Origin of the sequence: Bradyrhizobium sp. sBnM-33, assembly GCF_032917945.1 — a bacterium.
Taxonomy (GTDB): domain Bacteria; phylum Pseudomonadota; class Alphaproteobacteria; order Rhizobiales; family Xanthobacteraceae; genus Bradyrhizobium.
Genome location: NZ_CP136624.1, coordinates 5,662,763 through 5,688,287 on the forward strand (window position 1 = coordinate 5,662,763; position 25,525 = coordinate 5,688,287).

Genomic DNA, 25,525 nt, shown 5'->3' on the forward strand with positions numbered 1-25,525 from the left:
ATGAGCCCACGCATTTCCTGGGAAGGCGTCTTCCCGGCCGTCACCACGCAATTCAATGATGATCTGTCGCTTAATATCGATGCGACGGCCAAGGTCATGGACGGCCTGATCCGCGACGGCGTTTCCGGATTGATCGTCTGCGGGTCCGTCGGCGAGAACACCTCGCTGGAGCGCAAGGAGAAGGTCGCGATCATGGAAGCCGCGAAATCCGTCGCAGCAGGTCGCGTGCCCGTGCTGTGCGGCATCGCCGAGTTCACGACCGCCTTCGCAGTCGAAACCGCCAAGGAGGCGGCGCGCGTCGGCATCGATGGCGTCATGGTAATGCCGGCGCTGGTCTATTCGTCCAAGCCGCACGAGACTGCCGCACATTTCCGCGCGGTCGCCACGGCGACCGACCTGCCGGTGATGCTCTACAACAATCCGCCGATCTACAAGAACGACGTCACGCCGGACATTCTGGCCTCGCTTGCCGACGTCGAGACCGTCGTCTGCTTCAAGGACTCTTCCGGCGACACACGGCGCTTCATCGACACCCGCAACATGGTTGGTGACCGTTTCGTCTTGTTTGCCGGCCTTGACGACGTCATCGTCGAGAGCGTGGCCATGGGCGCGGTTGGCTGGGTCTCCGGCATGTCGAACGCATTCCCGCGTGAGGGCGAGACTTTGTTCCGCCTCGCCAAGGCGGGACGCTATGCCGAGGTGATGCCGCTGTACGAATGGTTCATGCCGCTATTGCACCTCGATGCCCGTCCGGACCTTGTCCAGTGCATCAAGCTTTGCGAGCACATCATGGGCCGCGGCACCGCGCTGACCCGTCCGCCGCGGCTGGCGCTGCTGCCGCACGAGAAAGCCGAGGTCGAAGCGATGATGGCGAAAGCGCTGAAGAACCGGCCGGTGCTGCCTAATGTCGGGCTGAAGGCCGCGTAAGCGGGCTACTTCGCGGCCTGCCTCTTCGCATTCAACGCCGCCGCGACGCGGCTGACTGGTGGCCGGCCGATCAGCCCACTCACGACATTGGTCGCCTTCACCAGCTTTTTCATGTCGACGCCGGTCGCAATCCCCATGCCTTCGAGCATGTAGACGACATCCTCCGTCGCGACGTTACCCGTCGCGCCGGGGGCGTAGGGACAGCCGCCGAGCCCGCCGGCGGCGGAATCGATCACGCGGCAGCCCTCTTCCATCCCGGCGTAGAGATTGGCGAGCGCCTGGCCGTAGGTGTCGTGGAAGTGCATCGCCAGATTAGCCATCGGCACATGGCCGGCGACCGAGCGCAATAGCTGTCGCGCTTTCAGCGGCGTGCCGACACCGATGGTATCGCCGAGCGAGACTTCGTAGCAGCCGAGATCCCACAGTACTTTTGCGACATCGACCACCGCCTGCGGCTTGATCTCGCCCTCGTAGGGGCAGCCGAGCACGGTGGAGATATAGCCGCGAACCCGGACGCCGTCAGCCTTGGCGCGGGCCAGCACCGGCTTGAAGCGCTCGATCGACTCCGCGATCGAACAATTGATGTTGGCGCGGGAAAAGCTTTCCGACGCCGCAGCGAATACCGCGATCAGTTTGGCGCCGGCGGCCTGAGAAGCCTCGTAGCCCTTCTCGTTCGGCACCAGCACCGGCAGTTCGCAATTCGTGTGATGGCTGACGCCGCGCAACACCTCGGCCGAGCCGACCATCTGCGGGATCGCCTTGGGTGATACGAACGCGCCCACCTCCACCGCCTTGAGCCCGGCGCCGATCAACGCCTCAATGAAGGCGATCCGGTCGGCGACGCTGATCGGGGTCTTCTCGTTCTGCAGTCCATCGCGCGGGCCGACCTCGACAATGTGAACGCCATCGCTCATGACGCCACCGCCGGTTCGAGTTCGGCGAGTTCGACGCCTTCGCCGACGATATCGCCGACCTTGCACCTGATTTTCTTCAACACGCCCGCAAAGGGCGCACGCAGGGTCTGCTCCATTTTCATGACTTCCAGGGTCAGGATCGCCGCGCCCTTCTCCAGCGTCGCGCCTTCCTCGGCCAGCAGCGCCACCACGGTCCCCGGCAGCGGCGCCACGATCTTGTCCTCGCCGACCAACTCCTCGGTCTCGCCGCCGAACGGATCGACCCAGTGCAGGTCGAAGCGGCCGTTCCGGGTGCGGAGGTAAAGCTCGTGGCCTTCGATCACGGCCGTGACACGCGATTTCATGCCCTCGATCGTCAGATCGAAGCTGCCTTCTTCCGCGGGCGACGTCGCGAAAACGAACTCGTGCTTACCGATGGTCAGTTTCGACGGACTATTGCCATAGTGCAGCGTCGCCTTGTGTTCGGCGCCCTGCCCCTGACGGAACGAGAACACACGCCTGCGCTGGCCGACCGGCATCCAACCAAACGTCTGCCAGGGCGAATGCGTCTCCTTCGCGGCCTTCTGTTCATCGACAATGATTGCCGCTACCGCCGCACAAAGCTCGAGATCCCCTGCCGTTCCCGACGATTCCGTCAGCTTCTTCAACTCGCGCTCGATGAAGCCGGTGTCGATGGTATTGGCGCGCACCTGCGGGTGCGTCACCAGCGCGGACAGGAACGGAATATTGGTGACGATACCGCGGACGTCGGTCTCTTCCAGCCCGCGGTGCAGCCGCTCGATCGCCGCCTGCCGGGTCGGCGCCCATGCAATGACCTTGGCAAGCATGGCATCGTAGTAAGGCGACACTGCATCTCCGCTGCGATAACCGGCGTCGATCCGCAGGCCGTCGATCGCCTCAGGCGTCCGCCAGGTCCTGATCCGGCCGACCGAAGGCATAAAATTCTTCTGCGGATTTTCGGCATAGACCCGCGCCTCGATGGCGTGGCCGTTCAGCTTGATCTCATCCTGCGCCAACGGCAGCTTTTCGCCGAACGCCACCCGCAACTGCCATTCGACGAGATCGACGCCCGTGATGAGCTCGGTCACGGGATGCTCGACCTGCAGGCGAGTGTTCATTTCGATGAAGAACACCTCCTTGCCGTCGGAGACGAATTCGATGGTGCCGGCGCCGACATAATTGACCGCGGCAGCCGCCTTGCGCGCAGCCGCGCAGACCGCTTCGCGCTGCTTGGTGTCCAGCGTCGGCGACGGCGCCTCCTCGATCACCTTCTGGTGCCGGCGCTGCAGCGTGCATTCGCGTTCCCAGAGCGAGAGCAGATTGCCGTGGCTGTCGCCGATGATCTGCACCTCAATATGCCGGGGGTTCTGCACGAATTTCTCGATCAGCATGCGATCGTCACCGAACGCCGCCTTCGCCTCGCGCTTGGCGCTGACGATCGCCGCCGCAAGCTCGCCGGCCGAATTGACGACGCGCATGCCGCGCCCGCCGCCGCCGGCCGACGCCTTCACCAGCACCGGGAAGCCGATCTTGTTGGCGGCTTGCGTCAGCGTCGCCTCGTCCTGCGCCTCGCCGTGATAGCCGGGCACCAATGGCACGCCTGCCTTCTCCATCAGCGCTTTCGAGCCTGACTTAGAGCCCATCGCCGTCATCATCTCGGCGGTCGGCCCGACGAACACCAGCCCGGCGTTCAGACACGCCTGCGCGAATTCGGCATTTTCAGACAGAAAGCCGTAGCCGGGATGGACCGCCTCGGCGCCGGTCTGGCGCGCGGCTTCGATCACGCGTTCGATATTGAGATAGCTGTCGCGCGCCCGCGCCGGCCCGAGCAGCACGGCCTCGTCGGCCATGGCGACATGCATGGCATCACGATCGGCCTCGGAATAGACGGCGACGGTGCGCAGACCCATGGCACGCGCGGAGCGGATCACACGGCAGGCAATCTCGCCGCGGTTGGCGATCAGCAGGGTGCGAAAACGCCGGTAAAGTTTCGAGCGGTCCATCATCACATCCTGAACAAGCCAAACTTCGTGGGTTCAATCGGCGCGTTGGCCGCGGCTGATAGACCAAGGCCCAACACCAGGCGGGTGTCGGCGGGATCGATCACGCCGTCATCCCACAGCCGGGCGGTGGCGTAATACGGATTGCCCTGGCTTTCATACTGAGCGCGGATGGGCGCGCGGAACTTATCCTCTTCCTCGGCCGACCAGCTTTCGCCCTTCGCCTCGATATTGTCGCGGCGAACCTGGCTCAGCACCATGGAGGCCTGCTCGCCGCCCATGACGGAGATGCGAGCATTCGGCCACATCCAGAGGAAGCGCGGAGAGTAGGCGCGGCCGGACATGCCGTAATTTCCGGCACCATAGGAGCCGCCGATCACGACAGTGAATTTCGGCACGCCGGCCGTCGCCACCGCCGTCACCAGCTTGGCGCCGTCGCGCGCGATACCACCGGCCTCGTATTTCTTGCCGACCATGAAGCCGGTGATGTTCTGCAAAAACACCAGCGGAATATTGCGCTGGCAGCACAGCTCGATGAAGTGCGCGCCCTTCAGCGAACTCTCGCTGAACAGGATGCCATTGTTGGCGATGATGCCGACCGGATAGCCCCAGATATGGGCAAAGCCGCAAATCAGCGTCGCGCCGTATAGCTTCTTGAACTCGTCGAACTCCGAGCCGTCGACGATCCGCGCAATGATATCGTGCACGTCGAACGGCTTTCTGCCGTCGGCGGAGACCACGCCATAGATTTCCTCGGCGGGAAACAGCGGCTCCCGCGGCTCGCGCATGTTCAGCACTGCGCGCGTCGGCGGCTTCAGCGTGGCGACGATGCGCCGAGCAATCCCGATCGCATGCGCATCGTTCTGGGCATAGTGATCGGTGACGCCGGAGTGGCGGGAATGCACATCGGCGCCGCCGAGCTCTTCGGCGGAAACCACCTCGCCGGTTGCGGCCTTCACCAGCGGCGGGCCGCCGAGGAAGATGGTGCCCTGGTTGCGCACGATGATACTCTCGTCCGACATCGCCGGCACATAGGCGCCGCCGGCCGTGCAGGAGCCCATTACGATCGCAATCTGCGGAATGCCCTGCGAGGACATCTGCGCCTGGTTATAGAAGATGCGGCCGAAATGGCGCTCGTCCGGAAAGATCTCATCCTGCATCGGCAGGAAGGCGCCGCCGGAATCGACCATGTAGACGCAGGGCAGATTGTTCTGGCGCGCAATATCCTGCGCGCGCAGATGCTTCTTCACCGTCATTGGGTAATAGGTGCCGCCCTTGATGGTGGCGTCGTTGGCAACGATCACGCATTCGCGGCCCGAAATGCGCCCCACCCCGGTAATGACGCTGGCGGAATGGACATCGCCGCCATAGAGGCCATGCGCGGCGAGCGGCGATAGTTCCAGAAAGGCCGTGCCGGGATCAACCAGCAGGTCGACGCGCTCGCGCGCCAGCATCTTGCCGCGCGCGGTATGCCGTTTGCGCGACACCTCGCCGCCGCCGCCGGCGACCACCTTGAGTTTCTCGCGCAGTTCGGCGACGAGACCCCGCATCACGTCGGCATTGCGGGCAAACTCTTGGGATGTCGGATCGATGGTGGAATGAAGCGGCATGATCAGCGTTTTCTTTGGATGCGAGGGAGCCGTTGGAATGGCTTCAGGACAGTCGGACCGTAACGTTCGAGGAAGATATAACAGCCTGTATCATCTTTGCCTCGATGTGAAGTTCAAGCCGTCTTCTCGAACAGCTCCCGCCCGATCAGCATGCGGCGGATTTCGCTGGTGCCGGCGCCGATCTCGTAGAGTTTGGCGTCACGGAGTAGCCGCCCGGTCGGGTAGTCGTTGATATAGCCGTTGCCGCCGAGCAGCTGGATGGCGTCGAGCGCGCATTGCGTCGCCTTCTCGGCGGCGTAGAGGATGGCGCCGGCGGCGTCCTCGCGCGTGGTCTCGCCGCGGTCGCAGGCTTTGGCCACCGCGTAGACATAGGCGCGCGAGGCGTTCATGGTGGTGTACATGTCGGCGATCTTGCCCTGCACCAGCTGGAAGCTGCCGATCGGCTCGCCGAATTGCTTGCGTTCGTGCACGTAAGGCAGCACCACGTCCATGCAGGCCTGCATGATGCCGATCGGCCCCGCCGCCAGCACCGCGCGCTCATAGTCGAGGCCGCTCATCAACACGTTGACGCCGCGGCCGACCTCGCTCAGCACATTCTCCTCGGGCACCTCGCAGTCCTCGAACAGCAGTTCGCAGGTATCGGAGCCGCGCATGCCGAGCTTGTCGAGTTTTTGCGCGGTGGAAAATCCCTTCATGCCCTTTTCGATGAGGAAGGCGGTGATGCCGCGCGGGCCAGCATTGGCGTCGGTCTTGGCATAGACCACCAGCGTGTCGGCGACGGGGCCGTTGGTGATCCACATCTTGTTGCCGTTCAGCACAAAACGGTCGCCCTTTTTCTCGGCGCGGGTCTTCATCGAGACCACGTCCGAGCCCGCGCCCGGCTCCGACATCGCGAGCGAGCCGACATGCTCGCCGGAGATCAATTTCGGCAGATACTTCCGTTTCTGCGCCTCATTGCCGTTGCGGCGGATCTGGTTGACGCAGAGATTGGAATGCGCGCCATAGGACAGCCCGACGGAGGCTGAAGCGCGAGATATTTCTTCCACCGCAATGCAGTGCTCGAGATAGCCGAGACCGGCGCCGCCATATTCCTCCTCGACCGTGATGCCGTGCAGGCCGAGCGCGCCGATCTTCGGCCAGAGGTCGCGCGGGAACTGGTTGCTGCGGTCGATCTCGGCGGCGCGCGGGGCGATTTCGTTCTGCGAAAACGCATGCACGGTCTCGCGGATCGCGTCCGCAGTCTCGCCGAGGTCGAAGTTGAGAAGCAGCGCCCTATTTGAGGCCATGGATTTCCTCCGACGTTTTATAATTAAACGATCATACGTTTTTTTACTACCTTCGCAAGCGTAACGTGGTTAGGCTCAAATGAACTCTGCAGCCGATTGAATATACTACCTTTTCATGCCAGTATTATACGGCCGCTTGCTCGTTTCCAGGGTGGCGAATGCTCTCCACCCTCAGAGGCTCAATGGCGCGGACGATCGGCTCACACGGCCCCACGACGATGGAGGCGATCCGCAAAGCCGGGCTGCGCCTGATCTTCGAGCACGGCTACGCCGCCATGAGCCTGCGCCAGCTCGCGGCCGAAGTCGGGATCCAGTCGGGCTCGCTCTACAATCACATCTCGACCAAGCAGGAATTGCTGTTCGTGCTGGTACGGGACCACATCAACGAGCTGCTACGCCAGCTCGATCGGGCCCTGCAGGGGAAACAAGGGCCGGCCGACAAGCTTCGGGCCTTCGTCGCTTTTCACGTCAGCTACCACATGACCAGGAAGCGCGAGGTCTTCATCGCCAATTCCGAGTTGCGAAGCCTGGAGCCGAAGAACTACCAAGAGATCGTGGCGCTGCGCGGCGCCTATGAGCGGCGGCTTGCGGAAATTCTCACCGAGGGTGTCACGGAAGGCGAGTTCGAGGTCGTTGACATCCAGGTGGCGACGTTTGCGATCCTGTCGCTCCTGACCGGCCTCACTGCCTGGTACCGGCCCGGCGGCCGGCTCACCAAGGAGGCGATCGTCGCCGCTCATGAGAAGCTGGTGCTATCGGGCGTCTCTCCCAGCGCGACGTCCGAGCGGGCGCGAACCACGCGCGCGCCCTCCCCTGACGTTACGGCTCGCGGCAGGCCGGAGAGCTGACGAGGTGCCCATGCCCGAACGTCAGCCCCTCGACGAGTTCGACCTGAAAATACTGTCCGAGTTGCAGAAGGACGGACGCATCCGCAACAATGAGCTGGCTGAGAGGGTCGGCCTCTCGGAGCCTCCATGCCGGCGGCGCGTTCGGTCCTTGCGCGAGCGCGGCTATGTCAGTGCCATCAGAGCCACGCTCGACGAAAAGCTCCTTGGTTACGAGGTTATTTCCTACGTATTGATTCAGTTGCAGAGCCAGGCTCAGGCGACGTTGCAGGCCTTCGAAAAATCGATCGCGGCAATACCGCTGGTCCAGCAGAGCTGGCGCATTTCGGGGGACGCCGATTATCTGCTCAAATGCGTGGCACGAAACGTCGAGGGCATGCACCAGCAGCTTCTGCAATTTTCAGCGATGCCTGAAGTGCGCAACATCAGAACTTTCCCGGTGCTTGGCGTCGCCAAGGATGCGCCGCTGCCCATAGCCCCAAATCCGGCGGCATCTGACCCGGCACGATAGCCTCGCCCGCAAGGGGGCCGGAAAGCGTGCCGGCCGGGCTCTCTCAGTGGGTCCAGGGCTCGACGCGCTTGAAGGCGAAATTGTCGGCGTAAGCGGCGGGCCGGCGAACCGAATCCTTGGGCTCGATCACCTGGTAGGCGATGCCCTTGCGCTCGCAATAGGCGATCGCGTCTTCCTTGGTGTCGAAGCGCAAGGTGAGCTGCTGCTTCATGTCGGAGGACGAGGTCCAGCCCATCAGCGGCTCGATCGCCCGCGGCTGCTCGGGCTCGTAATCGAGCTGCCATTCCTGGGTCTTGGCCCTTCCCGATTGCATCGCGTTCTTGGCAGGCTTGAAAATGCGGGCGGTCATTGGATGGTCGGGTCCTCAAGCGGTATGCGACATGGAAGCGTTTGGTGGAAACGGCCGGGATAGTATAGAGACACCTTTCAGGAATTTGATCGGTGATTCCGGACCCCCGGATGTACCATTTCCGTCCCGGTATAGTCATTATGCCGTACTGTGACAATCCAGGGCTATCCGGCGCCCGGGACCCGGTCTTGCGGCGCGATCTTCCCGAAAGCATCACGAAGCGGCACCCATGAAAATCAACGCCACCCTGCCCGACAAAGGACGCGACCTTCGGCTCGACCTGTTTCGCGGGGTCGCGAACTGGTGGATCTATCTGGATCATATCCCGGATAACGTCGTAAACTGGATCACCGTCCGCAATTACGGGTTTAGTGACGCCGCCGACCTGTTCGTCTTCATTTCCGGCTATACCGCCTCGTTTGTCTATGCGCGGATGATGCTCGAACGCGGCTTCATTGTCGGCGCTACGCGGCTGACCAAGCGGGTCTGGCAGCTCTATGTCGCCCACATCATCCTGTTCGTGATCTATATCGCCTCGATCAGCTACCTCGCCTTGCGCTTTGGCGACTCGGAGCTGGTCAACGATTTCAACGTCGCCGTCCTGGTCGACAATGCGACCGAAACGCTGCGGCAGGGCTTGTTCCTGAAGTTCAAGCCGGTCAATCTCGACGTGCTGCCGCTCTACATCGTGCTGATGGGGCTGTTCCCGCCGGTTTTGTGGATCATGCTGCGGCAGCCCAACTGGACCTTGGCGGCCGCGATCGTACTGTGGCTGGTGTCGCGGCAGACAGGATGGAACCTGTCCGCCTATCCGGTCGGCACCTGGTACTTCAATCCGTTCGCCTGGCAGGTGCTATTCGTGTTCGGCGCGTGGTGCGCGCTCGGCGGTGCCCGCAAGAACATGCACATCATCAACTCGCCGATCACGCTGTATGTGTGCGTGGCCTATCTGATCCTGGCGCTGGTCATGACCATGGCCGGCAAATTTCCGGCTTTCGGCGAGATGTTCCCGCAGTGGCTCTATTCGACCTTCAATCCCAACGACAAGACCAACCTCGCGCCCTACCGCTTCCTGCACTTCGTGGCGATCGTGATCCTGGTGATCCGCTTCGTGCCGAAGGAATGGCCGGGGCTAGAGTGGAAGATTTTCGATCCGCTCGTCGTCTGTGGTCAGCAGTCGCTGGCGGTTTTCTGCGTCGGCGTGTTCCTGTCATTCGTCGGGCACTTCGAACTGTCGATGAGCTCGGGCTCGCTGTTCGCGCAGATCTTCGTCAGCGTGACCGGCATCGCGATCATGACCATCGTAGCCTATTACATTTCCTGGTCGAAGCGGCAGGACAAGCCGCTCAAGCCGGCAGCGCCGAAAGCCGCCTGAGCGGCTTTCGGCCGAACCGCGGCAGCCGGTTTCAGGCCGGTTGCGCGGTCGACGCCACCAGCGTCCGCACGTCGGTGTAGATATTGACCGCCGGCGCGACTACTTTGTGCATCGCGTTCTTCGATACGATGGTGTCGTGCATGACGAGATGATCGACGCCGGTGGTCAGAAAACAGTTCACGGCATCCTGCGGCGTTTCCACGATGGGCTCGCCCTTGATGTTGAATGAGGTGTTGATCAGCACGGGAACACCGGTCAGCGCCTCGAATTCCTTCAGCAGGCGGTAGAGCATCGGATTGGTTTCTTCGCGCACGGTCTGGACGCGTGCAGTGCCATCGACATGCACGATCGCCGGGATCTTGTCGCGCCATTCAGGGCGAACCGGTTTAGCGATCAGCATGAAGGGCGAGTCCTCCTCGCCTTCAAAAATTTCCTTCATGCGCTCGGCCAGCACGATCGGCGCGAACGGCCGGAACGCCTGCCGGTGCTTCACGCGGCTGTTGAGGATGTCCTTCATCTCGGGCTTGCGTGGATCGGCCAGCAGGCTGCGGTTGCCGAGCGCGCGCGGCCCGAATTCGGAGCGGTCCTGAAACCAGCCGATCACCTTCTGGTCGGCGAGCAGTTTGGCGGTGTCGCGGCAGATATTGTCGCTCCTGACGGCGTCGACCTGGATCCGCACCAGAAATTTCTGCAACTCCTTGGCGGCATCCTGATCGCTGTAGCGCCTGCCGACATAGGCGTGATCCATGACGAAGCCGCGGCGTTGCTTCAGGATTTCGAGCCAGCCGTAATAAGCGCAGCCGATTGCAATGCCGTCATCGCCGGCCGCCGGCTGGATCCAGACGTTCTCGAAGCCGGCTTCGCGGGCAAGCCGGCCGTTCGCCACGCAGTTCAGTGCAACGCCACCGGCCATACAGAGGTTCTTCGCGCCGGTGGTTTCGCGCAACCAGCGGGCGCGGGCCAGCAGCACGTTTTCGGTGTCGTCCTGCGTGCGCCAGGCCAGGTCTTCCCAGTGCCGCATCGCCGGGTGTTTTTCCCAGTTGCCCGCGATATCGAAGACATAAGGATGCTTGAAGTCGGCAGCGGTCCAGTGCGGCACCTGCAGCTTGCCGTCGTCGGTGAGTTCGAGCAGATGCTTGACCTGATCGCGGCGGCCATAAGGCGCCAGTCCCATCAGCTCGCCGCACTTATTCCAATCGCCGAAGATGTAGGTCGAGGCGCGGCTGTAGAGCGCGCCGAGCCCGGGCATGGTGTAGAATTCGTCGCTGAGGAAGCCGCGGTCCGGCTCCATCCAGACTTTCTTGAGGCATTCGAGTGTCGTGCTGTTGAACCTGTAATAACTCTCCGATTCCCGCGCGAGCGGCGTGGCGACATCGCTCGCCGGAAACGATTCCATGACGTCGGCGCGGTAGCTGCCGACGCCGTCGACGATCATCACGACGCCATCCTCGAACGGCGACACCGCGAACGCGCTGTAGGCGTGCGCGAGGTGATGGGAGATCGTAACCACCTTGTCCGAATGCTTCAGATACAGCGGATGCTTGGCCGCCTCGTCGCGCTCGAACTCCGGCAGGAAGCCCGGCGCGTCGAAATAGACCAGTCGCTCTTCCATTTCCGGGACCGGCAGGATGTAGCAATCGCGCACCACCAGATCGACGTCGTCGAGCGTAATGCCTTCGGCTTCGAGGCAATAATCGATCACTTCCTTGTAGAAGCCCGAGGCGTGCTTGGCCCGCGTGATCCGCTCCTTGGCGATCGCAAACGCAATGGCGCCGTCGCGCAACAGGCAGGCGCTGACATCATGGTCGTAGGTATTCAGACCAAGGACATAAGTGTGTTTTTTGGGCATGGGCACTCGTGAAGGCGGGATCGTCTTGCGCTGAGAAATGGAAATCGTGTCGACATCAAGTTGCTGGCGAGGCCTTGCGGATTTTTTTCAATTCTAACTTCTGCGGTGCACCATCTTTAAGTGTTCATCCAGCATTCAGATAGATGAATGGCGCAAGAGTCCTCGACAGACCGGCCGTAACTTGACCTTACCTGTCCTTCTTAATAAAGTCCCAAGAGCTCGAAAGAACCTTGTGAAATATTGTGTTAGCGCATCTGAACTGAGAACTATCTCGCGCGTCTAAGTGAGATAGTGCCGAAGTCCAGATGTTTGGAAGTGACCGGGAGATTCTCGAATGGCTAAACGCTACAATATCCTGACCCGCTGCCTTGCAGCGCTGGCTTTGTTGTTCGTCTACGTGGCCAGCACCTCTGCCATTCTGGTGGGCGGGACAACCACGTCCGCGCAGGCCCAACGAGGCCGAGGCTATCGCGGCGGCCGTGGCTTCTATCGCGGCGGTGGCCGTGGCTACTATCGCGGCCGAGGCCGAGGCTTCTATGGTGGGCCTGTTTTTGTACGCCCTGGCCCGCGCTGCTGGTGGAATCCCTACGGCGTCCGCGTCTGCAGGTGGTGATATAGCTCCGATCGCTGTCGGGTCAGACAAGATCATAGATGGAATCAGGCGTGCCAATGGCACGCCTTTTTTCTTTGGCCGATGCTTCCGCGCACAGTGAGCGCCGGCCGCGCTTGGCCTAGCTTGCAAGCCGCGGGATCAGCTTGAGCGCATTGCCGCGTTCGATCGACGTGATCTGTTCGTCCGTGAAAACGCCCGCCTCGCGCAATCCCTTTACGTGATCGCTGCCGGTCCGGTATGGGAAATCCGTCCCGAACACGATCTGCGACGGCGGAATGAGCGACGCCAGCGCCGACATCGCGGCGCGGTTGGAGGTCTGTGCGGTGTCGTAGAAGAATCGCTTCAACTCGGCGAGCGTGCCATCGGGCACCGTCTCCTTGGCTTTCGGCACCAGCAGCGGATGCCGAATGAAACGCTCGATCAGAAACGGCATCGTCCCGCCCGCATGCGAGAATATCCATCGAATGTCGGGAAAGCGCCTTGCATTGCCGGAGAAGACAATGTCAGCGATAGCGCGCGTCGTGTCGGTGCCGAACTCGATCATCACGGGCGGTTGCGTCGGCGCCAGGTTCACGCAGCAATTGGCCGCGGTGGGATGGGTGTAGACCAGCGCCTTGCGGCGATTGAGCTCCTCCATGACCGGCAGGAACACCGGATCGCCGAGCCACTTGTCGCCGTAGCTCGTCATCAACGCGATGCCATCGGCCTTGAGCGTATCGAGCGCATAGGCGAGCTCACGCAGGCTGCCTTCGACGTCGGTGAGCGGCAGCATCGCGAAATTGCCGAAGCGCCCGGGATAATCCGCGACCAGCTTTGCGGCATATTCGTTCGACTCGCGGCAGAGCCTTCGTGCCGTATCGCCCTTGGTGAAATTGACCGCGGGCGTGGTGACGGACAGCATCGAAGTGGCGATGCCGGCCTTGTCCATATCTGCGAGCGATTTCTCGATGGTCCAGTTCTTCATCAAGGGATCGCCGAAGCCGCTGTCGTTCGATGCGGTCACGTAAGTCGGCGGCGAAAGATGATGGTGAACGTCAATCCGGAACGGCTTTGCGTCGGCGGTTTGTGCCCCTGCCCGGCCACCACTGATGGCCGTCATTAGCACCAACGCGCCGGCACCGAGCACGAAGCCGCGCCGGCTTGGTGCGGCGAATGACTGATTTGATTGACCACAGCAGAAGCATCCCCGCAGCGGGGCCGTGCGCAAATCCGTCATTCGTTCTCTCCCGATCTTGTTTGTTGTTGCGTGCAGCCTCACCCGTCGAGAATGGCGACCGCGCGGGTCCAGCCGGCGGATGCACGCTCGATCTTCACCGGAAAGCACGACACCATAAAACCGGTCGACGGCAGTTGCTCGAGATTATGCAGCTTCTCGAGATGGCAATAGCCGATGTGGCGGCCGGCCTTGTGGCCTTCCCAGATCAGGCTGGCGTCCTTCGTCTCGGCATACTTTTTCGCGGTGTAGACGAACGGTGCATCCCAGCTCCAGCCGTCGATGCCGGTCAGGCGCACGCCGCGCTCCAACAGATACATCGTCGCCTCGTAGCCCATGCCGCAGCCGGAGGTGACATAGTCCTGCCGCCCGTATTTGGCACCGGCGCTGGTGTTCACCACCACGATATCCAGCGGTGACAGCGTATGACCGATACGCTTGAGCTCAGCCTCGACATCCTTGGCGGTAGCGACATAGCCGTCCGGCAAATGCCGGAAGTCGAGCTTCACGCCCGGCTGAAAACACCATTCCAGCGGCACCTCATCGATGGTCCATGAACGCTCGCCGCGGTTCATGGTGGGATGGAAATGCCAGGGCGCATCCAGATGCGTGCCGTTGTGGGTGGAGAGCGACACCTGCTCCACCGCCCAGCCCTGACCATCAGGCAGATCTTCCGCCTTCAACCCTTCGAAGAACTGCAGCATGCGGGGCAGGCCTTGCTGGTGATCGATGTACTGGATGGTCGGGTTGTTGCCGGGTGGATCGGCCGGCACGTCATTTTGCAGGGGAACGGAAATGTCGATCAGTTTGCGCGCCATGGCGTTTCCTCGCTGGATGTTTTTTTATGTAGCGTGGTCCAACGGCTATTGCCGCTCGACCCGGTTCTTCAAAATACCGATCTTTTCGACTTCGAGTTCGATCGTGTCGCCGTGCTCGAGATACCAGCCGAGCTCGAGCCCGCATCCATTGCCGACGGTGCCGGATCCGATGAATTCGCCGGGCATCAGGGTCTCGTCCTGGCTGATATGGGCGATGATCTCTTCGAACGAGAATAGCATGCCTTCGGTCACGCCCTGCGAGCGCATCTTGCCGTTGATGCGCGCTTCCATCTTCAATTTGTAGGGATCGCCGATCTCGTCCGGGGTGACGATCCACGGCCCTATCACGTTGCCGCCATCGAAACTCTTTCCCTTCGCCGGGCCCAGCCGCCCCTCCATTTCGATGCGCTGGGCATCGCGCGCGGAAAAGTCGTTGAAGATCGTGTAGCCGAAGATGTGATCTTTGGCCTTCGCCGGGGAGATGTTAGCGCCCTTGTTCCTGGTGATGATGCCGAATTCCAATTCGTAATCCATCACCTGGCTGTAGCGCGGCCACTTCACGGTGGTGTTAGTGCCGCGCACGCTGAAACGGTTGGTGATGTAGTAGATCGGCTGCTTGCGATAGACCTCCGGCAACTCGCCGAGCGGCTCCGCCTCGATCCGCGCCAGCTCGGCCATATCGCCTTTGACGCGTGCGGCGAGCTTGAGTTGCCCGCGCGGGGCCTGCAGGATATGCAGCGGGAACGACATGCCGTCCCGCATCTGCCGTGGCTCGGGGACCGGCGCGAGAATCTCAGTGGCATCCACCGATACGGAAAGGCTCTCGTCCTCGCCGTGTTCGTCGAACACCTTCGCAGCCTGTTCGAGCGCGGCGTCACCGGCATCGATCAGCGCCAGCATCGAAGCGAAGGCAGGATTGGCACCTCCGTTGCGGCTGGCCGCCGCCGAGAGATCAAAGAGCAGCCTGTCGCCGCTATGCACGATGGCGACCTTTTCCTGACCGCCCGACTTGATTGTTGCGAGTTTCACCTGACGCCCTCTTGTTTTTCGATGAAATATATGATCGAAAAAAATATCGATAAACAAGCCTGAAAAATGTTTGATGGGGAGAACGTCGTGAAAAAGGTCCTTGCCGCCCTTGCGGTCAGTGTGGCGCTGACCGGTATCGCCTTTGCGCAAGCCAAGATCCAGGTCGGCTGCACGGCAACCTCGGACTGCGCCTCCGCGATGGTGGCGATCGACGAAGGCATTTTCAAAAAGCACGGCCTTGAGGTCGAGATGACGCCGATCGGCATCAACTCGAACATCCCGGCAGCGATCCTGTCGAACTCGATCCAGATCGGCGGGCCGACCTCGACCGTATTTCTGCAGGCGGTCGATGGCGGGCTCGATCTCGTCGCCATCGCGGGTGCTACCGTGATGAGCCCGGTGAACCAGGACAGCATCGCCGCCTTCGTCCGCAATGGCATCACCATCAAGGAGCCGAAGGATTTCGCTGGCAAGAAGGTCGGCGCGCCCGGGCTGAATGCCTTCCTGCACGTATTGTTCGTGAAGTGGCTGGTGGAGAAAGGCGTCGATCCCAAGAGCGTCAATTTCGTCGAGGTTACCTTCCCGACCATGGCCGACATCATCAAATCCGGCGGCGTCGATGCCGTGCTGACAGCCGAACCGTTCGTGACGCGCATGACCAACGCCGGCCTCGGGTCGGTCGGCGCACGCTACGCGATCGAGCTGGCGCGCACCGATCCGATCATTTTCTACGCGGCCTCGCGCGAATGGGCCGACAAGAACGTCGCGGCGGTCAAGAAATTCCGGGAAGCGATCACCGAGTCCGCCGTCGTCGTCAACAACGACCGCGAAAAGGCCTCGAACTCGATTGCCAAATTCACCAAACAGCCGATCGAACTGGTCAAGGCGACACCGCCGAACCGTTCCGAACCGGCGCTGAAGCCTGAGCAACTCTCCTGGTGGATCGAAGTGATGTCGTCGCAAAAAATGCTGCAATCCAAGCTCGACACCTCGAAGCTGGTCCTAAAGTAAAGGATTTCGCGATGCCGGCCTCCGAGCGCCAATCGAGCCGACCGCTGACCGAGGCCGCGACGCTAACTGAGCGTGCGGCGATGCTGGTCGAGCAGGATATTCTCGCGGGCCATCTGGCGCCGGGATCGCGGCTCGGGATCCTCGATCTTGTGCAACGGTATGAGATCGGCGCGACGCCGCTGCGCGAGGGATTGTCGCGACTGATGTCGCGCGGGCTGATCGTCGGCACCGGGCAGCGCGGCTTCCGCGTCGCCGACGTCAGCCGCGAGGATCTGCTCGACATCACCACGATGCGCACGGCGATCGAGATCGAGGCCATCAGGCTGGCGATCACCCATGGCGACGATGCCTGGGAAGCCGGCATCGTCAGCGCGCTGCACCAGATGCGCCGGCACATCGAGCGGACCGGCGATGAATTCCGCGAAGGTGCGGAGGATTTCGACCGGCTGCACAAGGGCTTTCATACTGCCCTGCTAACGGCGTGCGGCTCGAAGCGCTTGCTGGCAGCCCATTCCGATCTCTACGACCAAGCCTACCGCTATCGCCGCGTGATGATGCGCTCCGTCGACAGCGGCAAGAAATTCGTCCGCGCGCATCAATTGCTCGCCGACCGCGTGATCGCCCGCGACATTCAGGGGTCCCAGGCGATGTTATCGGCGCATCTGCGTTCGACCATGGATTTCGTCTATCCCCCAGGCAACGAGAGCTGACATCATGGCAAGCGCCGCAAAACGCCTCGAAGCCGTATCCGGCACTGCCACGCCGCAGATCGCATTTGATGCAGTCACGCTGGTACTCGGCGGCAAGACCATCATCGAGAATCTGAGCCTCGGCGTCCGCCCCGGCGAATTCCTCTGCATCGTCGGCGCCTCCGGCTGCGGCAAGACCACGGCTCTGCGTTTGGCGGCCGGTCTCTACCAGCCGACCAGCGGCAAGGTGAATTTCGACGGCGAGCCAATGCGCGAGCCGCGGCGCGAGATCGCGATCGTGTTCCAGGACTACGGCAAGGCGCTGCTGCCGTGGCGCACTGCGGCAGGCAACGTCTCGCTGGCGCTGGAAGCGGGCGGCATGCCGTCGGCCGAGCGCCCTGCCCGCATCGAGGAACTGTTGCGCACGGTCGGCCTGCCCGGCCATGCCGGCAAATATCCGTCCGAAATGTCAGGCGGCATGCAGCAGCGCCTGCAGATCGCCCGCTGCCTGGCGCAGGAGCCGAAGACGCTTCTGATGGACGAGCCGTTCGGCGCGCTGGACGCGATGACGCGGCAAGGATTGCAGGACGAAGTGCTATCGTTGGTAGCGGCGAGCGGCGCCACCGTGATTTTCGTGACCCATGACCTCGACGAAGCCATCTATCTCGGCGACCGCGTCATCGGTTTGCTGCCGCACCCGGGCCGGATCGGCATCGAACTGCCGGTCAACCTGCCACGTCCGCGCAACCAGCTCTCGACCCGCGAGCATCCGGAGTTCCTGCGGCTGCGGCGTCAATTGTTCGACTTCATCAAGGCGACCGAGCAGTGACGGCGAATTCCGCCAAGGCACTGGTGCTGCCGCTCGCCGTTCTGGTGGCATTCGAAGCGTGGGCACGCGCCACCCATCTGCAAAGCGACAGCCTCGCGCCGCCGAGCGAGATTGTCATGGCGCTGTTCGGCGCATTCGCCGATCTCTCGATCCTATCAGCGACGCGCGATACCCTGTTTTCAGCGTTCGCCGGGCTCGCGATCGGAACGATCATCGGCCTTGCGCTCGGCATTGCATTCGGAATTTCGGATACCCTCAACCGCCTGATGGAAGTGACGGTCGAGGCCATCAGGCCGATCCCCTCCATCGCGCTGTTGCCGATTGCGCTGATCGCGCTCGGCTTCGGTTATCGCATGGAAATCGTGATCGTGGCGTTCGCCTGCGTCTGGCCGATTCTGATCCTGTCGCGCGCAGCCGTGCGCAGCATTGAGCCGCGGCTGATGGAAGTAGCGCGGGCACTACGGCTGCCGCCGGCACAGCGGGTCTGGAAGATCATCATCCCGGCGGCGCTGCCGCGGATCTTCGTCGCCTTCCGCCTGTCGGCCGGCATCGCGCTGATCGTCGCCGTCACCGTCGAAATCGCAATCAACCCGCTCGGCCTCGGCGCCGGCATCATGCTGGCGCAGCAGGCGCTGCGTCCCGACCTGATGCTGGCCTATCTGGTCTGGATCGGCATGATCGGCTACGCGCTGAACGTCCTTTTGACCGTCGCCCAGAACCGCCTGTTCGGCCGCGCCGCATTGAGCGGAGACGGCGCATGAACCGCGCGGCCCTCCTCTGGCGCGTGGCGAGCTTTGCGGTTGCGGCCGGCTTCGTCGCGATATGGCAACTGATCGCCAATTTGAAACTGGTCTCGCCGGTGTTCCTGCCGGGACCGGACCGAGCCTGGGCTGCGCTGGTGCGCGGGTTTTCCTCCGGCGATCTCTGGAGCAAGCTCGCCGGCACGCTCGAACACATGGCCTATGGCTGGCTCGCCGCCTCCATTGCGGGCATCGCGATCGGCGCGATCGTCGGATCCTCGCGGACGATGCGGACCTATGTCGCGCCGTCGCTTGAGTTTTTACGGCCGCTGCCGGTCTCGGCGATCATTCCGGTGGCGATCGCGATGCTCGGGCTGACGCAGGCGATGGCGCTGTTCGTGATCGCCTTTGGTGCGATCTGGCCGATCATGCTGGCGACCATCCACGGTTTTGCGGCCGTCGAGCCGCGGCTCTACGAGGTCGCGCGGTCGCTGCAGATGTCGCGGCTCGCGGTGATCTTCAAGATTGCGCTGCCCTCCGCCAGTCCCGACATCCTCGCCGGCATGCGCCTTAGCCTGACGGTGGCGCTGATCCTGTCGGTGGTCTGCGAAATCCTGGCCGGCCTCGACGGGCTCGGCCATTGGGTTCTGCTGTCAGCGCGCGCATTCCGCTCGGCCGACCTGTTCGCCGGTGTCATCCTGCTTGGCGTCACCGGTTACGTGACATCGGTGGCGATGTCGCTGGCGGAGCATCGGCTGTTGGCGTGGCAAGCGGCGCAGCGGTGATCGCCGGCAGTCGGGCAGTTGCGGCTACGTATCTGCGACAGGCCGAGCCGAAACCTCCGGCTTCTTCGGCGCCGTCATAAGGCGCCGCCAACCCCGTCCGACCCAGCGCCACAACGCCCGGAGACTGAAGGTGACGAGCACCTCATGGTGCCGCATCCCCTTGCCGCCCTTGACCAGCCCGAGATCGCGAATGATGCAGTACGTCCCGCTGCTCATGCGGGCGAACTTCGCATCCCGAAAATGATTGCGCACGCGCGACAACATGCGTGCAGCATGCACCGCGGATCGATTTCGTCAATCTTGACGGCTGCCGAATCGACCCCGCCGGAGTACGAAAGCCGTCAGAGCGTTGCGTTGTCGTTGCGTTCGCCGATGCGATACAGTTGCGCGGTCCGAACCGGCACGCGACCCAGCACCGCACGCCGCTCGTTCATGCGCGTGCTCGGCGAATCCGGCTGCGCAAAGCACTCAAGGATCTGAATGCGGATTTCCTCCGCGAGCGGGCCTTCGACCCGACGCATGCGATTCCAGAGCCGGATGATTTCGCGTTGCTTCTCGACATCCATTGGTCACCTCCGAAGAACGACCAAAGAGAACATAACAGGAACAATATTGCAAGCCCGCGAATTCGCCAGCGGTATCACAAGTCATGAAAGTGAAATTTGCAGTATACAGATCCGCGCGACGCTATTGTTTGCCGGCGTCAGTAACGCCTCGACCACCGGCCATTGAGCGCGCGGCGAAGGCAGCTACGCCTGAGGTCCAGGTTCAAGCCTAAAAGCAGAGACTGAGAATTTTTAGTCGGCAAGCCTCGGCTGCGCGCGGCTTGGATTTCGCAGCGCTGGCCTGCTTTAAAGCCTTCGGCGAATCCTTTGGCGAACTCTTCGGCGTCTTGGGACGCTCATAGTCGCCTGCGATCACCATGGCCCAATACGTGCGACCGGTCTTCGCGCTTTTCACGCTGGCAACGCCCACGCGCGTCGCGCCGGGCAGCAGGAGATTCTTTCGGTGCCCCGACGAATTGATCCACTGGTCGAGCGTTTTGGGAAAACCGTCGTAGCCGTACGCAATGTTCTCTGCGGCGCGGCCTGCGCCTGCCGGGCCGACACGCGTATTGAAACGGCCAAGGACATCGTGATCCAGTTTGTCCTTTGCGGCCATTGCCTGGGCTTGATCGTGTGCAATCCGTGTGAGAGTCGCATCCAGGGTTACGCGCTTCTGCCCGTGCTTTAGCCGAAAATCAGAAATCATCTGCGCGGGATTGGCCGCCGCCGGCTGACTCCATGCGGCGGCAAAGCAAATCACCAGCCCCAGCAGAAGGGCCTGCCGTGCCAGAATGACTGTCTTCCTACCAGCCACAATTGTTCCCCCTGCCTCTCCCAATTGTGCTGGGAAGATTCAATCCGAAAAAGACGTTGCAAGTCATTGATTTTATTGGTCGGGGCAGCTGGATTCGAACCAACGACCTGCAGTACCCAAAACTGCCGCGCTACCAGGCTGCGCTATACCCCGATCTGACGCTGGAAATGCTCGATACACGCTAAACCCGCAGCCATCAAGGCGATGGACACGCCGTCAGCGCTTGTTGAACAGCGGGTGCGCCACCCGGTCGCCGGGCTGAATGCCGTATTTCTGCGCCGTGCCGGCAATCACTTCCAGCACCGCCCTGGCGGGCCCACCCGAAGAGACGATCTTCGTGGAGAGCGGCTCGGTGTTTTCGGCAATCCGCAGGATGCGGCCGTCGGCGCGGATGAAGATCATGTCGAGCGGAATGTAAGTGTTCTTCATCCACATCGAGATCTGCTGCTCCGGCGAGAAATCGAACAGCATGCCTTTGCCGTCGGGGAGTTCTTTCCGGTACATCAGCCCCTGGGTCTTCTCCTCCTCCGTCGTCGCCATCTCGACCAGGAACACGCGTACGCCTGACTTGGTGGCGATCTCGAGCGGCTGAACGCTCGCAGCCCGCGCGGCAGGATTGGCGCAGAGGATGAGGACCACAGCAAACGCAGCGGCCAGCGCCGTCACCAGGCGGCCTGGGATGCGAAGCCGCGCAACCGTTAAAGCGAAATTCATCAAAGCACTCACGCCGGATATCTCAGGAGAAATTGCCGGGAACCCTAACCTGAGGATTGCGGCAAATGCCAGAGGCCGCCGCGCTGGTGCGCGACGTCCGGCTCACGTTTGCGTCAGTGGTACGGCAGGATCAATGCGACGACAGCGCCGACGGGCCCGTCTCCGGATGAATTTCGGCCGCCATCATGCCCTTCGACCCGGGCCCGTAGCGTACCAGCACGTACTGGCCGGGCCGCAGTTCGGTCATGCCGAAGCGGCGCAGCGTTTCCATGTGGACGAAAATGTCCGGCGTGCCCTCGCCGCAGGTCAGGAATCCAAAACCGCGCAGCCGGTTGAACCATTTGACCTGCGCCCGCTCCAGACCGCTGGTCGGAGTAACGCTGACATGAGTCCGAGGCGGCAGCATCTGCGCCGGATGGATCGCGGTGGACTCGTCCATCGAGACGATCCGGAACGCCTGATAGCCCTTGGCACGCTGCACACATTCGACCACCAGCCGCGCGCCTTCATAGGCCGTCTGGTAACCGTCGCGCCTGAGCACGGTGACGTGCAGCAGCACATCGGGCCAGCCATTATCCGGCACGATGAAACCATAGCCCTTCGAAGCATCGAACCATTTGATGACGCCCGATATTTCGACAAGGTTAGCTGCGGCATCGCCGAGCCCCGACAGCGCGTCCACCGCCGGATCGCGCTGTGCGCCGGCTGCGTATTCACCTGGTCCAAGCCTGTTCTGCCCTGTCCCGCCTGTCGGCGGCCCCCCGAGCTTCTTGGACCCAAATTCGTCCGACCCCATGACCCCGGACCTCACACTTCAAAAAGCGGTCCACTGTCGCCGTAGCGGACCGGAACACGCGCCCTACCATGACCATCATGATAACGCAGCGCGAATCTCTCGAATCAAAAGATAACACTCTCGATTGTGCCGCATACTAAAAAAAACAAAATTGTGGGGGCTATGAACAGGCTTGCACAGCCGCGAATCAATTGGAGATCAATTGCCTACAAACGGTCCGAGCGTTTCTCCGATGTCGTGACGGATAACAAGATCGGCCACGTCGTCCTGTTCCGTGGGCTCATTATTGATGATCACGAGCTTCGCGCCGCAGTTCTTGGCCATCAGCGGAAAACCTGCGGCGGGCCAAACAACTAGCGACGATCCGACTGCCAGGAACAGGTCGCAATGCTGTGCCAGTTCGGTGGCGCGGCGCATCGCGTCTTCCGGCATCGCCTGTCCGAACGAAATCGTGGCCGTCTTTACCGGCTCGTCGCAGATGGTGCAGTCGGGAGCGCTACCGGTTTCCTCGAAACGCTGCTTTACCCAAGGAAGGTCATAGGCATGTCCGCAGCCGATGCAGCGGGCATAGGTGGTGTTGCCGTGCAGTTCGATCACGTCATCGGCCCTGAAGCCTGACGCCTGATGCAAATTGTCGATGTTCTGCGTGATGATCGCCGGTGTCTTGCCGGCCTTGTAGAGCGTGGCCAGCGCGCGATGCCCGCGGCCGGGCTTGGCCGCGGCAAAGGTTGCCTCCATCGCAAAGCGTCGCCGCCAGGCCTCGGCCCGCGCGTCGGCGCTTGCAACGAATTCATCGAACGCGATCGGGCGGTTGCGGGTCCACAGGCCGCCCGGGGAACGGAAATCCGGAATGCCGCATTCGGTGGAAATGCCGGCGCCGGTAAAGGGAACGATACATGCAGCTTCGGCGATCATGTTGCCGAGCTGCTCGACGCCGCTGCGCAAATCCTTGGCGATCACCGCTGACATTTTCCGATTTGTTGGACCGCGCGGATTATAGCACGGTCGTTCGGATTGCCAGTCCGATGTGCGGCTGCCGGCAGCGCCGCACGCACGTCTGGCAAGGCGGCCTTATCAAGCCGATGCCGCGCCGCCCTTGTCACGCCGACGCGTCATGCGGCCTTGGCTACCGATTCCTTCGGCTCCCTGGCTTCTTCCGACTTCTTCGCTTTGGGCGCGGGTGCGCTTTCCGTCTTCTTCACCGGTGGCTTGCCGTATTGGGCTAGTTTTTCCAGTTCCGCTTCGAGTTCGGCGCGGCGCGCAGCGACTTTCTCAAACAACTTGTCGGTGGCGCGCTCGCGCAGGCCTGCGAGCTCTTCGATGCTCAATGAGTCCAGATCGATCTTTGCCATTGGAACCTCCCGTTTGTCTTTCGCTAACGGGAACCCGCATGAGCGACAAGAATGCGCCACACCTTATCCACCACCGTCGCTTCAGACGGCACGTGATTACAATGCCTCCCCATTCACGCCCCATTCGCGCGCGCCAATGATGGCGGGGCGCGAATCAAACAAAAATCGGATGGGTGATGACGGAGAAGGAAGAAAGACTCGCGCGCGACCGTGCCGAAATCGCAGCACGCGTCGCGAGCTTCAGGCAAACCCAGCAGAAGTTCGAACGCGAGCGCAAAGAATATTACGAAACGACCTTGGCCAACGCGCTGAATGGATCCAGCCGGCCATCATTCTGGCGCTGAGGTGGAACCGGCAAGAGCACTGTTCGACCTCCGCGTTGTCGCCGATGGAATATCGCGCGCGGAACCCGCAATAGAATTTGCTGCGGCCGGAACGAAGCCGATGCCTCGACGTTTTGCTGATAAGTGCAGCAACCTTGCGAGAGGTGAAAGCACGAAAGCCCCGTCTAGATCTTCGGATATAGGCGGGGTTTTCGTGTGCCGGTGAGGAGGACGGCATTGCGACCTATGCGATCCCGCTGACCTGACCATCGAATTGCGCGGAACGAATACGATCCGTTCGGTGTTTCACTACCGGAAGGTGCATCATGCCTGTGTGGATGGAAATTCTGATCAATTTGATCGGTTATGCCGGCTTCATCGCCATCGCGACCTATCACAAATCGCCGGGCGAAAAATTGCCGGACCGTTGAGTGCCTTCTGGGCTGCGCTAGTTCGCCCTGTGTGGTTCACCCGCAGTGCGAACGAGCCGATCGGCCTTGATCAGCGCTTGGCCGCTTTCAGTTTGCGGCCGCAATGAAAAGCTGATGACGACGAAGGCGAGGCAAAATAGCAGGCCGACCACCATGACGCGCCGATGGGTCGGTTTGTCCGCATTGTGAAACGAAGGGACCATGGCCTGCTTTCCTGAAAGCCATCCCTATCGCAATGCCGGATACTGACAACGCGATTTTGGTTTTAACCTAACTGAATAGGGTTATCTCCGCTTTCGAAACAGCCATGCTCGCGGCCCGCACGGGCGCCTACAGTTCGGCCTTCATCCATCGCGCAGCGGAGCAAGACTCCCTTTGTTCTCCTAGAACGAACAGGGGGTGCGTTTCGGGCACGGTTGCTTTCTTACGATACCGTTACCTCGCCCTGTCGGCGGTCGAACCTTTTTGGCGCAGTCCATACCTATCTAAAAAGGTGCTGCGATGACCCAGGCCGACCACTATCGAGAACAATCCGACAGAGCCCGACAGCTCGCCGAAGCCATCAAGGATCCGGAAGCTTCGAAGAAACTGATCGAGATGGCCGAGGAATTCCGGCTCTACGCCGAGCGGCTGGAACAGATGCACTAGAACCTTTGCGGTTCCGACTGAATCAGAACTGGCTCCAGATTTTTGTTCGACGCCTTTTCGCGAGACGGTTTCCACTTCACTCGAATACGTTGTGAGCTTGATCGGACGCGCGGGGCTTTAAGCTTCTGTTTACCTCTTTGCATCATGGCGCCCTGCCGTTAACCCAACCTCTTTACAAGACGTAAACGCGAGCCTGACAAGTTTTGATCAGGAGGGTTGCACCCATGGTCATTTACCCCATACCGGTTGAAGTGACACAAGCCAGAATCCAACTCGTCGTCGATCAGGCCGCCAAGGCGCCGCCGCATACGATCAATCAGGATCTAAGGGCCGTCGACCATGCCAAGGCAGCCGCCATCGAAGCGGCCCTGGCTGACTTACAGACCGACGAACCGTCGCGGGTGGACGTCAAGGTCTGACCTGAAGGGAATACCGCACGCAAGGGCCAGACTGCGTCCGTCCCTGCTCTCTCACGCTCGCCATGCGAGCCGTTGTCCTTGCGGGAGCGC

General features: G+C 61.8%; 29 protein-coding genes and 1 tRNA gene. 12 read left to right on the plus strand and 18 right to left on the minus strand.

Annotated features, from left to right (window positions below; all coding sequences use genetic code 11):
* Positions 1–927 (plus strand): dihydrodipicolinate synthase family protein, encoded by a 927-nt coding sequence (locus RX328_RS26460; protein WP_213247233.1) that lies wholly within the window; start codon positions 1–3, stop codon positions 925–927.
* Between the two features lie 5 nt (positions 928–932).
* Here RX328_RS26460 and RX328_RS26465 read toward each other — a convergent pair whose 3' ends face one another.
* The 4 genes from RX328_RS26465 to RX328_RS26480 form a co-directional block, all read right to left on the minus strand.
* On the minus strand, positions 933–1,841 hold the full coding sequence (locus RX328_RS26465; protein ID WP_213247236.1) for a hydroxymethylglutaryl-CoA lyase: 909 nt from the start codon (positions 1,839–1,841) through the stop codon (positions 933–935).
* Positions 1,838–3,844, minus strand: coding sequence for an acetyl/propionyl/methylcrotonyl-CoA carboxylase subunit alpha (locus RX328_RS26470; RefSeq protein ID WP_213247238.1), 2,007 nt, complete (start codon positions 3,842–3,844; stop codon positions 1,838–1,840). The genes RX328_RS26465 and RX328_RS26470 overlap by 4 nt, the downstream gene beginning before the upstream one ends.
* Before the next feature lie 2 nt (positions 3,845–3,846).
* The gene (locus RX328_RS26475) at positions 3,847–5,451 is read right to left on the minus strand and encodes a carboxyl transferase domain-containing protein (protein WP_213247240.1); all 1,605 of its coding nucleotides are present in this window, start codon (positions 5,449–5,451) and stop codon (positions 3,847–3,849) included.
* Between the two features lie 113 nt (positions 5,452–5,564).
* Complete coding sequence (locus tag RX328_RS26480; RefSeq protein WP_213247242.1) at positions 5,565–6,737, minus strand: isovaleryl-CoA dehydrogenase; 1,173 nt, start codon at positions 6,735–6,737, stop codon at positions 5,565–5,567.
* A 182-nt stretch (positions 6,738–6,919) separates the two neighbouring features.
* Between RX328_RS26480 and RX328_RS26485 the strand changes: the two genes are divergently transcribed.
* Positions 6,920–7,585, plus strand: coding sequence for a TetR/AcrR family transcriptional regulator (locus RX328_RS26485; protein ID WP_213247244.1), 666 nt, complete (start codon positions 6,920–6,922; stop codon positions 7,583–7,585).
* Between the two features lie 10 nt (positions 7,586–7,595).
* Positions 7,596–8,093, plus strand: coding sequence for an Lrp/AsnC family transcriptional regulator (locus RX328_RS26490; protein WP_213247246.1), 498 nt, complete (start codon positions 7,596–7,598; stop codon positions 8,091–8,093).
* A 43-nt stretch (positions 8,094–8,136) separates the two neighbouring features.
* Here RX328_RS26490 and RX328_RS26495 read toward each other — a convergent pair whose 3' ends face one another.
* Positions 8,137–8,442 (minus strand): ETC complex I subunit, encoded by a 306-nt coding sequence (locus RX328_RS26495; RefSeq protein ID WP_065744816.1) that lies wholly within the window; start codon positions 8,440–8,442, stop codon positions 8,137–8,139.
* Positions 8,443–8,671: 229 nt separating this feature from the next.
* Between RX328_RS26495 and RX328_RS26500 the strand changes: the two genes are divergently transcribed.
* Positions 8,672–9,817: an OpgC domain-containing protein gene (locus RX328_RS26500; RefSeq protein ID WP_213247248.1), complete on the plus strand. Its 1,146-nt coding sequence runs from the start codon at positions 8,672–8,674 to the stop codon at positions 9,815–9,817.
* Between the two features lie 31 nt (positions 9,818–9,848).
* Here RX328_RS26500 and RX328_RS26505 read toward each other — a convergent pair whose 3' ends face one another.
* From RX328_RS26505 to RX328_RS26520, 4 genes are all read right to left on the minus strand, one after another.
* A complete protein-coding gene (locus tag RX328_RS26505; RefSeq protein ID WP_213247250.1) occupies positions 9,849–11,666 on the minus strand; it encodes a carbamoyltransferase in 1,818 nt (605 codons plus the stop codon).
* A gap of 731 nt (positions 11,667–12,397) precedes the next feature.
* Positions 12,398–13,495, minus strand: coding sequence for an amidohydrolase family protein (locus RX328_RS26510; protein WP_213247252.1), 1,098 nt, complete (start codon positions 13,493–13,495; stop codon positions 12,398–12,400).
* Positions 13,496–13,533: 38 nt separating this feature from the next.
* On the minus strand, positions 13,534–14,310 hold the full coding sequence (locus RX328_RS26515; RefSeq protein ID WP_213247254.1) for a cyclase family protein: 777 nt from the start codon (positions 14,308–14,310) through the stop codon (positions 13,534–13,536).
* Positions 14,311–14,355: 45 nt separating this feature from the next.
* The gene (locus tag RX328_RS26520) at positions 14,356–15,339 is read right to left on the minus strand and encodes a fumarylacetoacetate hydrolase family protein (RefSeq protein WP_213247256.1); all 984 of its coding nucleotides are present in this window, start codon (positions 15,337–15,339) and stop codon (positions 14,356–14,358) included.
* An 87-nt stretch (positions 15,340–15,426) separates the two neighbouring features.
* On the opposite strand from RX328_RS26520, the gene RX328_RS26525 reads away from it, so the two are divergent.
* From RX328_RS26525 to RX328_RS26545, 5 genes are read left to right on the plus strand one after another with little or no spacing between them, the layout of a single operon-like run.
* Positions 15,427–16,350, plus strand: a complete 924-nt coding sequence (locus tag RX328_RS26525; RefSeq protein ID WP_312017946.1) for an ABC transporter substrate-binding protein — start codon at positions 15,427–15,429, stop codon at positions 16,348–16,350.
* A gap of 11 nt (positions 16,351–16,361) precedes the next feature.
* The gene (locus tag RX328_RS26530) at positions 16,362–17,060 is read left to right on the plus strand and encodes a GntR family transcriptional regulator (protein ID WP_213247260.1); all 699 of its coding nucleotides are present in this window, start codon (positions 16,362–16,364) and stop codon (positions 17,058–17,060) included.
* Positions 17,061–17,064: 4 nt separating this feature from the next.
* The gene (locus RX328_RS26535) at positions 17,065–17,868 is read left to right on the plus strand and encodes an ABC transporter ATP-binding protein (RefSeq protein ID WP_213247262.1); all 804 of its coding nucleotides are present in this window, start codon (positions 17,065–17,067) and stop codon (positions 17,866–17,868) included.
* Positions 17,865–18,629, plus strand: a complete 765-nt coding sequence (locus RX328_RS26540) for an ABC transporter permease (RefSeq protein ID WP_213247264.1) — start codon at positions 17,865–17,867, stop codon at positions 18,627–18,629. The genes RX328_RS26535 and RX328_RS26540 overlap by 4 nt, the downstream gene beginning before the upstream one ends.
* The gene (locus RX328_RS26545; protein ID WP_213247266.1) at positions 18,626–19,393 is read left to right on the plus strand and encodes an ABC transporter permease; all 768 of its coding nucleotides are present in this window, start codon (positions 18,626–18,628) and stop codon (positions 19,391–19,393) included. The genes RX328_RS26540 and RX328_RS26545 overlap by 4 nt, the downstream gene beginning before the upstream one ends.
* 24 nt (positions 19,394–19,417) lie before the next feature.
* On the opposite strand, the gene RX328_RS26550 is transcribed toward RX328_RS26545, so the two are convergent.
* The 8 genes from RX328_RS26550 to RX328_RS26585 form a co-directional block, all read right to left on the minus strand.
* Positions 19,418–19,609 (minus strand): hypothetical protein, encoded by a 192-nt coding sequence (locus RX328_RS26550; RefSeq protein ID WP_213247800.1) that lies wholly within the window; start codon positions 19,607–19,609, stop codon positions 19,418–19,420.
* 125 nt (positions 19,610–19,734) lie between these two features.
* Complete coding sequence (locus tag RX328_RS26555; protein WP_213247802.1) at positions 19,735–19,959, minus strand: hypothetical protein; 225 nt, start codon at positions 19,957–19,959, stop codon at positions 19,735–19,737.
* Between the two features lie 208 nt (positions 19,960–20,167).
* Positions 20,168–20,728, minus strand: coding sequence for a CAP domain-containing protein (locus tag RX328_RS26560; protein ID WP_409410731.1), 561 nt, complete (start codon positions 20,726–20,728; stop codon positions 20,168–20,170).
* Positions 20,729–20,828: 100 nt separating this feature from the next.
* Positions 20,829–20,905 (minus strand) — tRNA-Pro (locus RX328_RS26565).
* A 63-nt stretch (positions 20,906–20,968) separates the two neighbouring features.
* Positions 20,969–21,466 carry a DUF192 domain-containing protein gene (locus RX328_RS26570; protein WP_213247268.1) on the minus strand — a complete coding sequence of 166 codons (498 nt, stop codon included), beginning with the start codon at positions 21,464–21,466 and terminating at the stop codon, positions 20,969–20,971.
* Between the two features lie 130 nt (positions 21,467–21,596).
* Positions 21,597–22,262, minus strand: a complete 666-nt coding sequence (locus RX328_RS26575; protein WP_213247270.1) for a cold-shock protein — start codon at positions 22,260–22,262, stop codon at positions 21,597–21,599.
* A 198-nt stretch (positions 22,263–22,460) separates the two neighbouring features.
* A complete protein-coding gene (locus tag RX328_RS26580; protein WP_213247751.1) occupies positions 22,461–23,222 on the minus strand; it encodes an SIR2 family NAD-dependent protein deacylase in 762 nt (253 codons plus the stop codon).
* Positions 23,223–23,374: 152 nt separating this feature from the next.
* The gene (locus tag RX328_RS26585; protein WP_213247272.1) at positions 23,375–23,614 is read right to left on the minus strand and encodes a hypothetical protein; all 240 of its coding nucleotides are present in this window, start codon (positions 23,612–23,614) and stop codon (positions 23,375–23,377) included.
* A 176-nt stretch (positions 23,615–23,790) separates the two neighbouring features.
* Here RX328_RS26585 and RX328_RS26590 point away from each other — a divergent pair, with 176 nt between their 5' ends.
* A complete protein-coding gene (locus tag RX328_RS26590; protein ID WP_213247274.1) occupies positions 23,791–23,958 on the plus strand; it encodes a hypothetical protein in 168 nt (55 codons plus the stop codon).
* 427 nt (positions 23,959–24,385) lie between these two features.
* On the opposite strand, the gene RX328_RS26595 is transcribed toward RX328_RS26590, so the two are convergent.
* Positions 24,386–24,571 carry a hypothetical protein gene (locus RX328_RS26595; protein ID WP_213247804.1) on the minus strand — a complete coding sequence of 62 codons (186 nt, stop codon included), beginning with the start codon at positions 24,569–24,571 and terminating at the stop codon, positions 24,386–24,388.
* A 298-nt stretch (positions 24,572–24,869) separates the two neighbouring features.
* Between RX328_RS26595 and RX328_RS26600 the strand changes: the two genes are divergently transcribed.
* Positions 24,870–25,016, plus strand: coding sequence for a hypothetical protein (locus RX328_RS26600; protein ID WP_213247276.1), 147 nt, complete (start codon positions 24,870–24,872; stop codon positions 25,014–25,016).
* Positions 25,017–25,240: 224 nt separating this feature from the next.
* Positions 25,241–25,435, plus strand: a complete 195-nt coding sequence (locus RX328_RS26605) for a hypothetical protein (protein WP_213247278.1) — start codon at positions 25,241–25,243, stop codon at positions 25,433–25,435.
* The last annotated feature ends 90 nt before the right edge of the window (positions 25,436–25,525 follow it).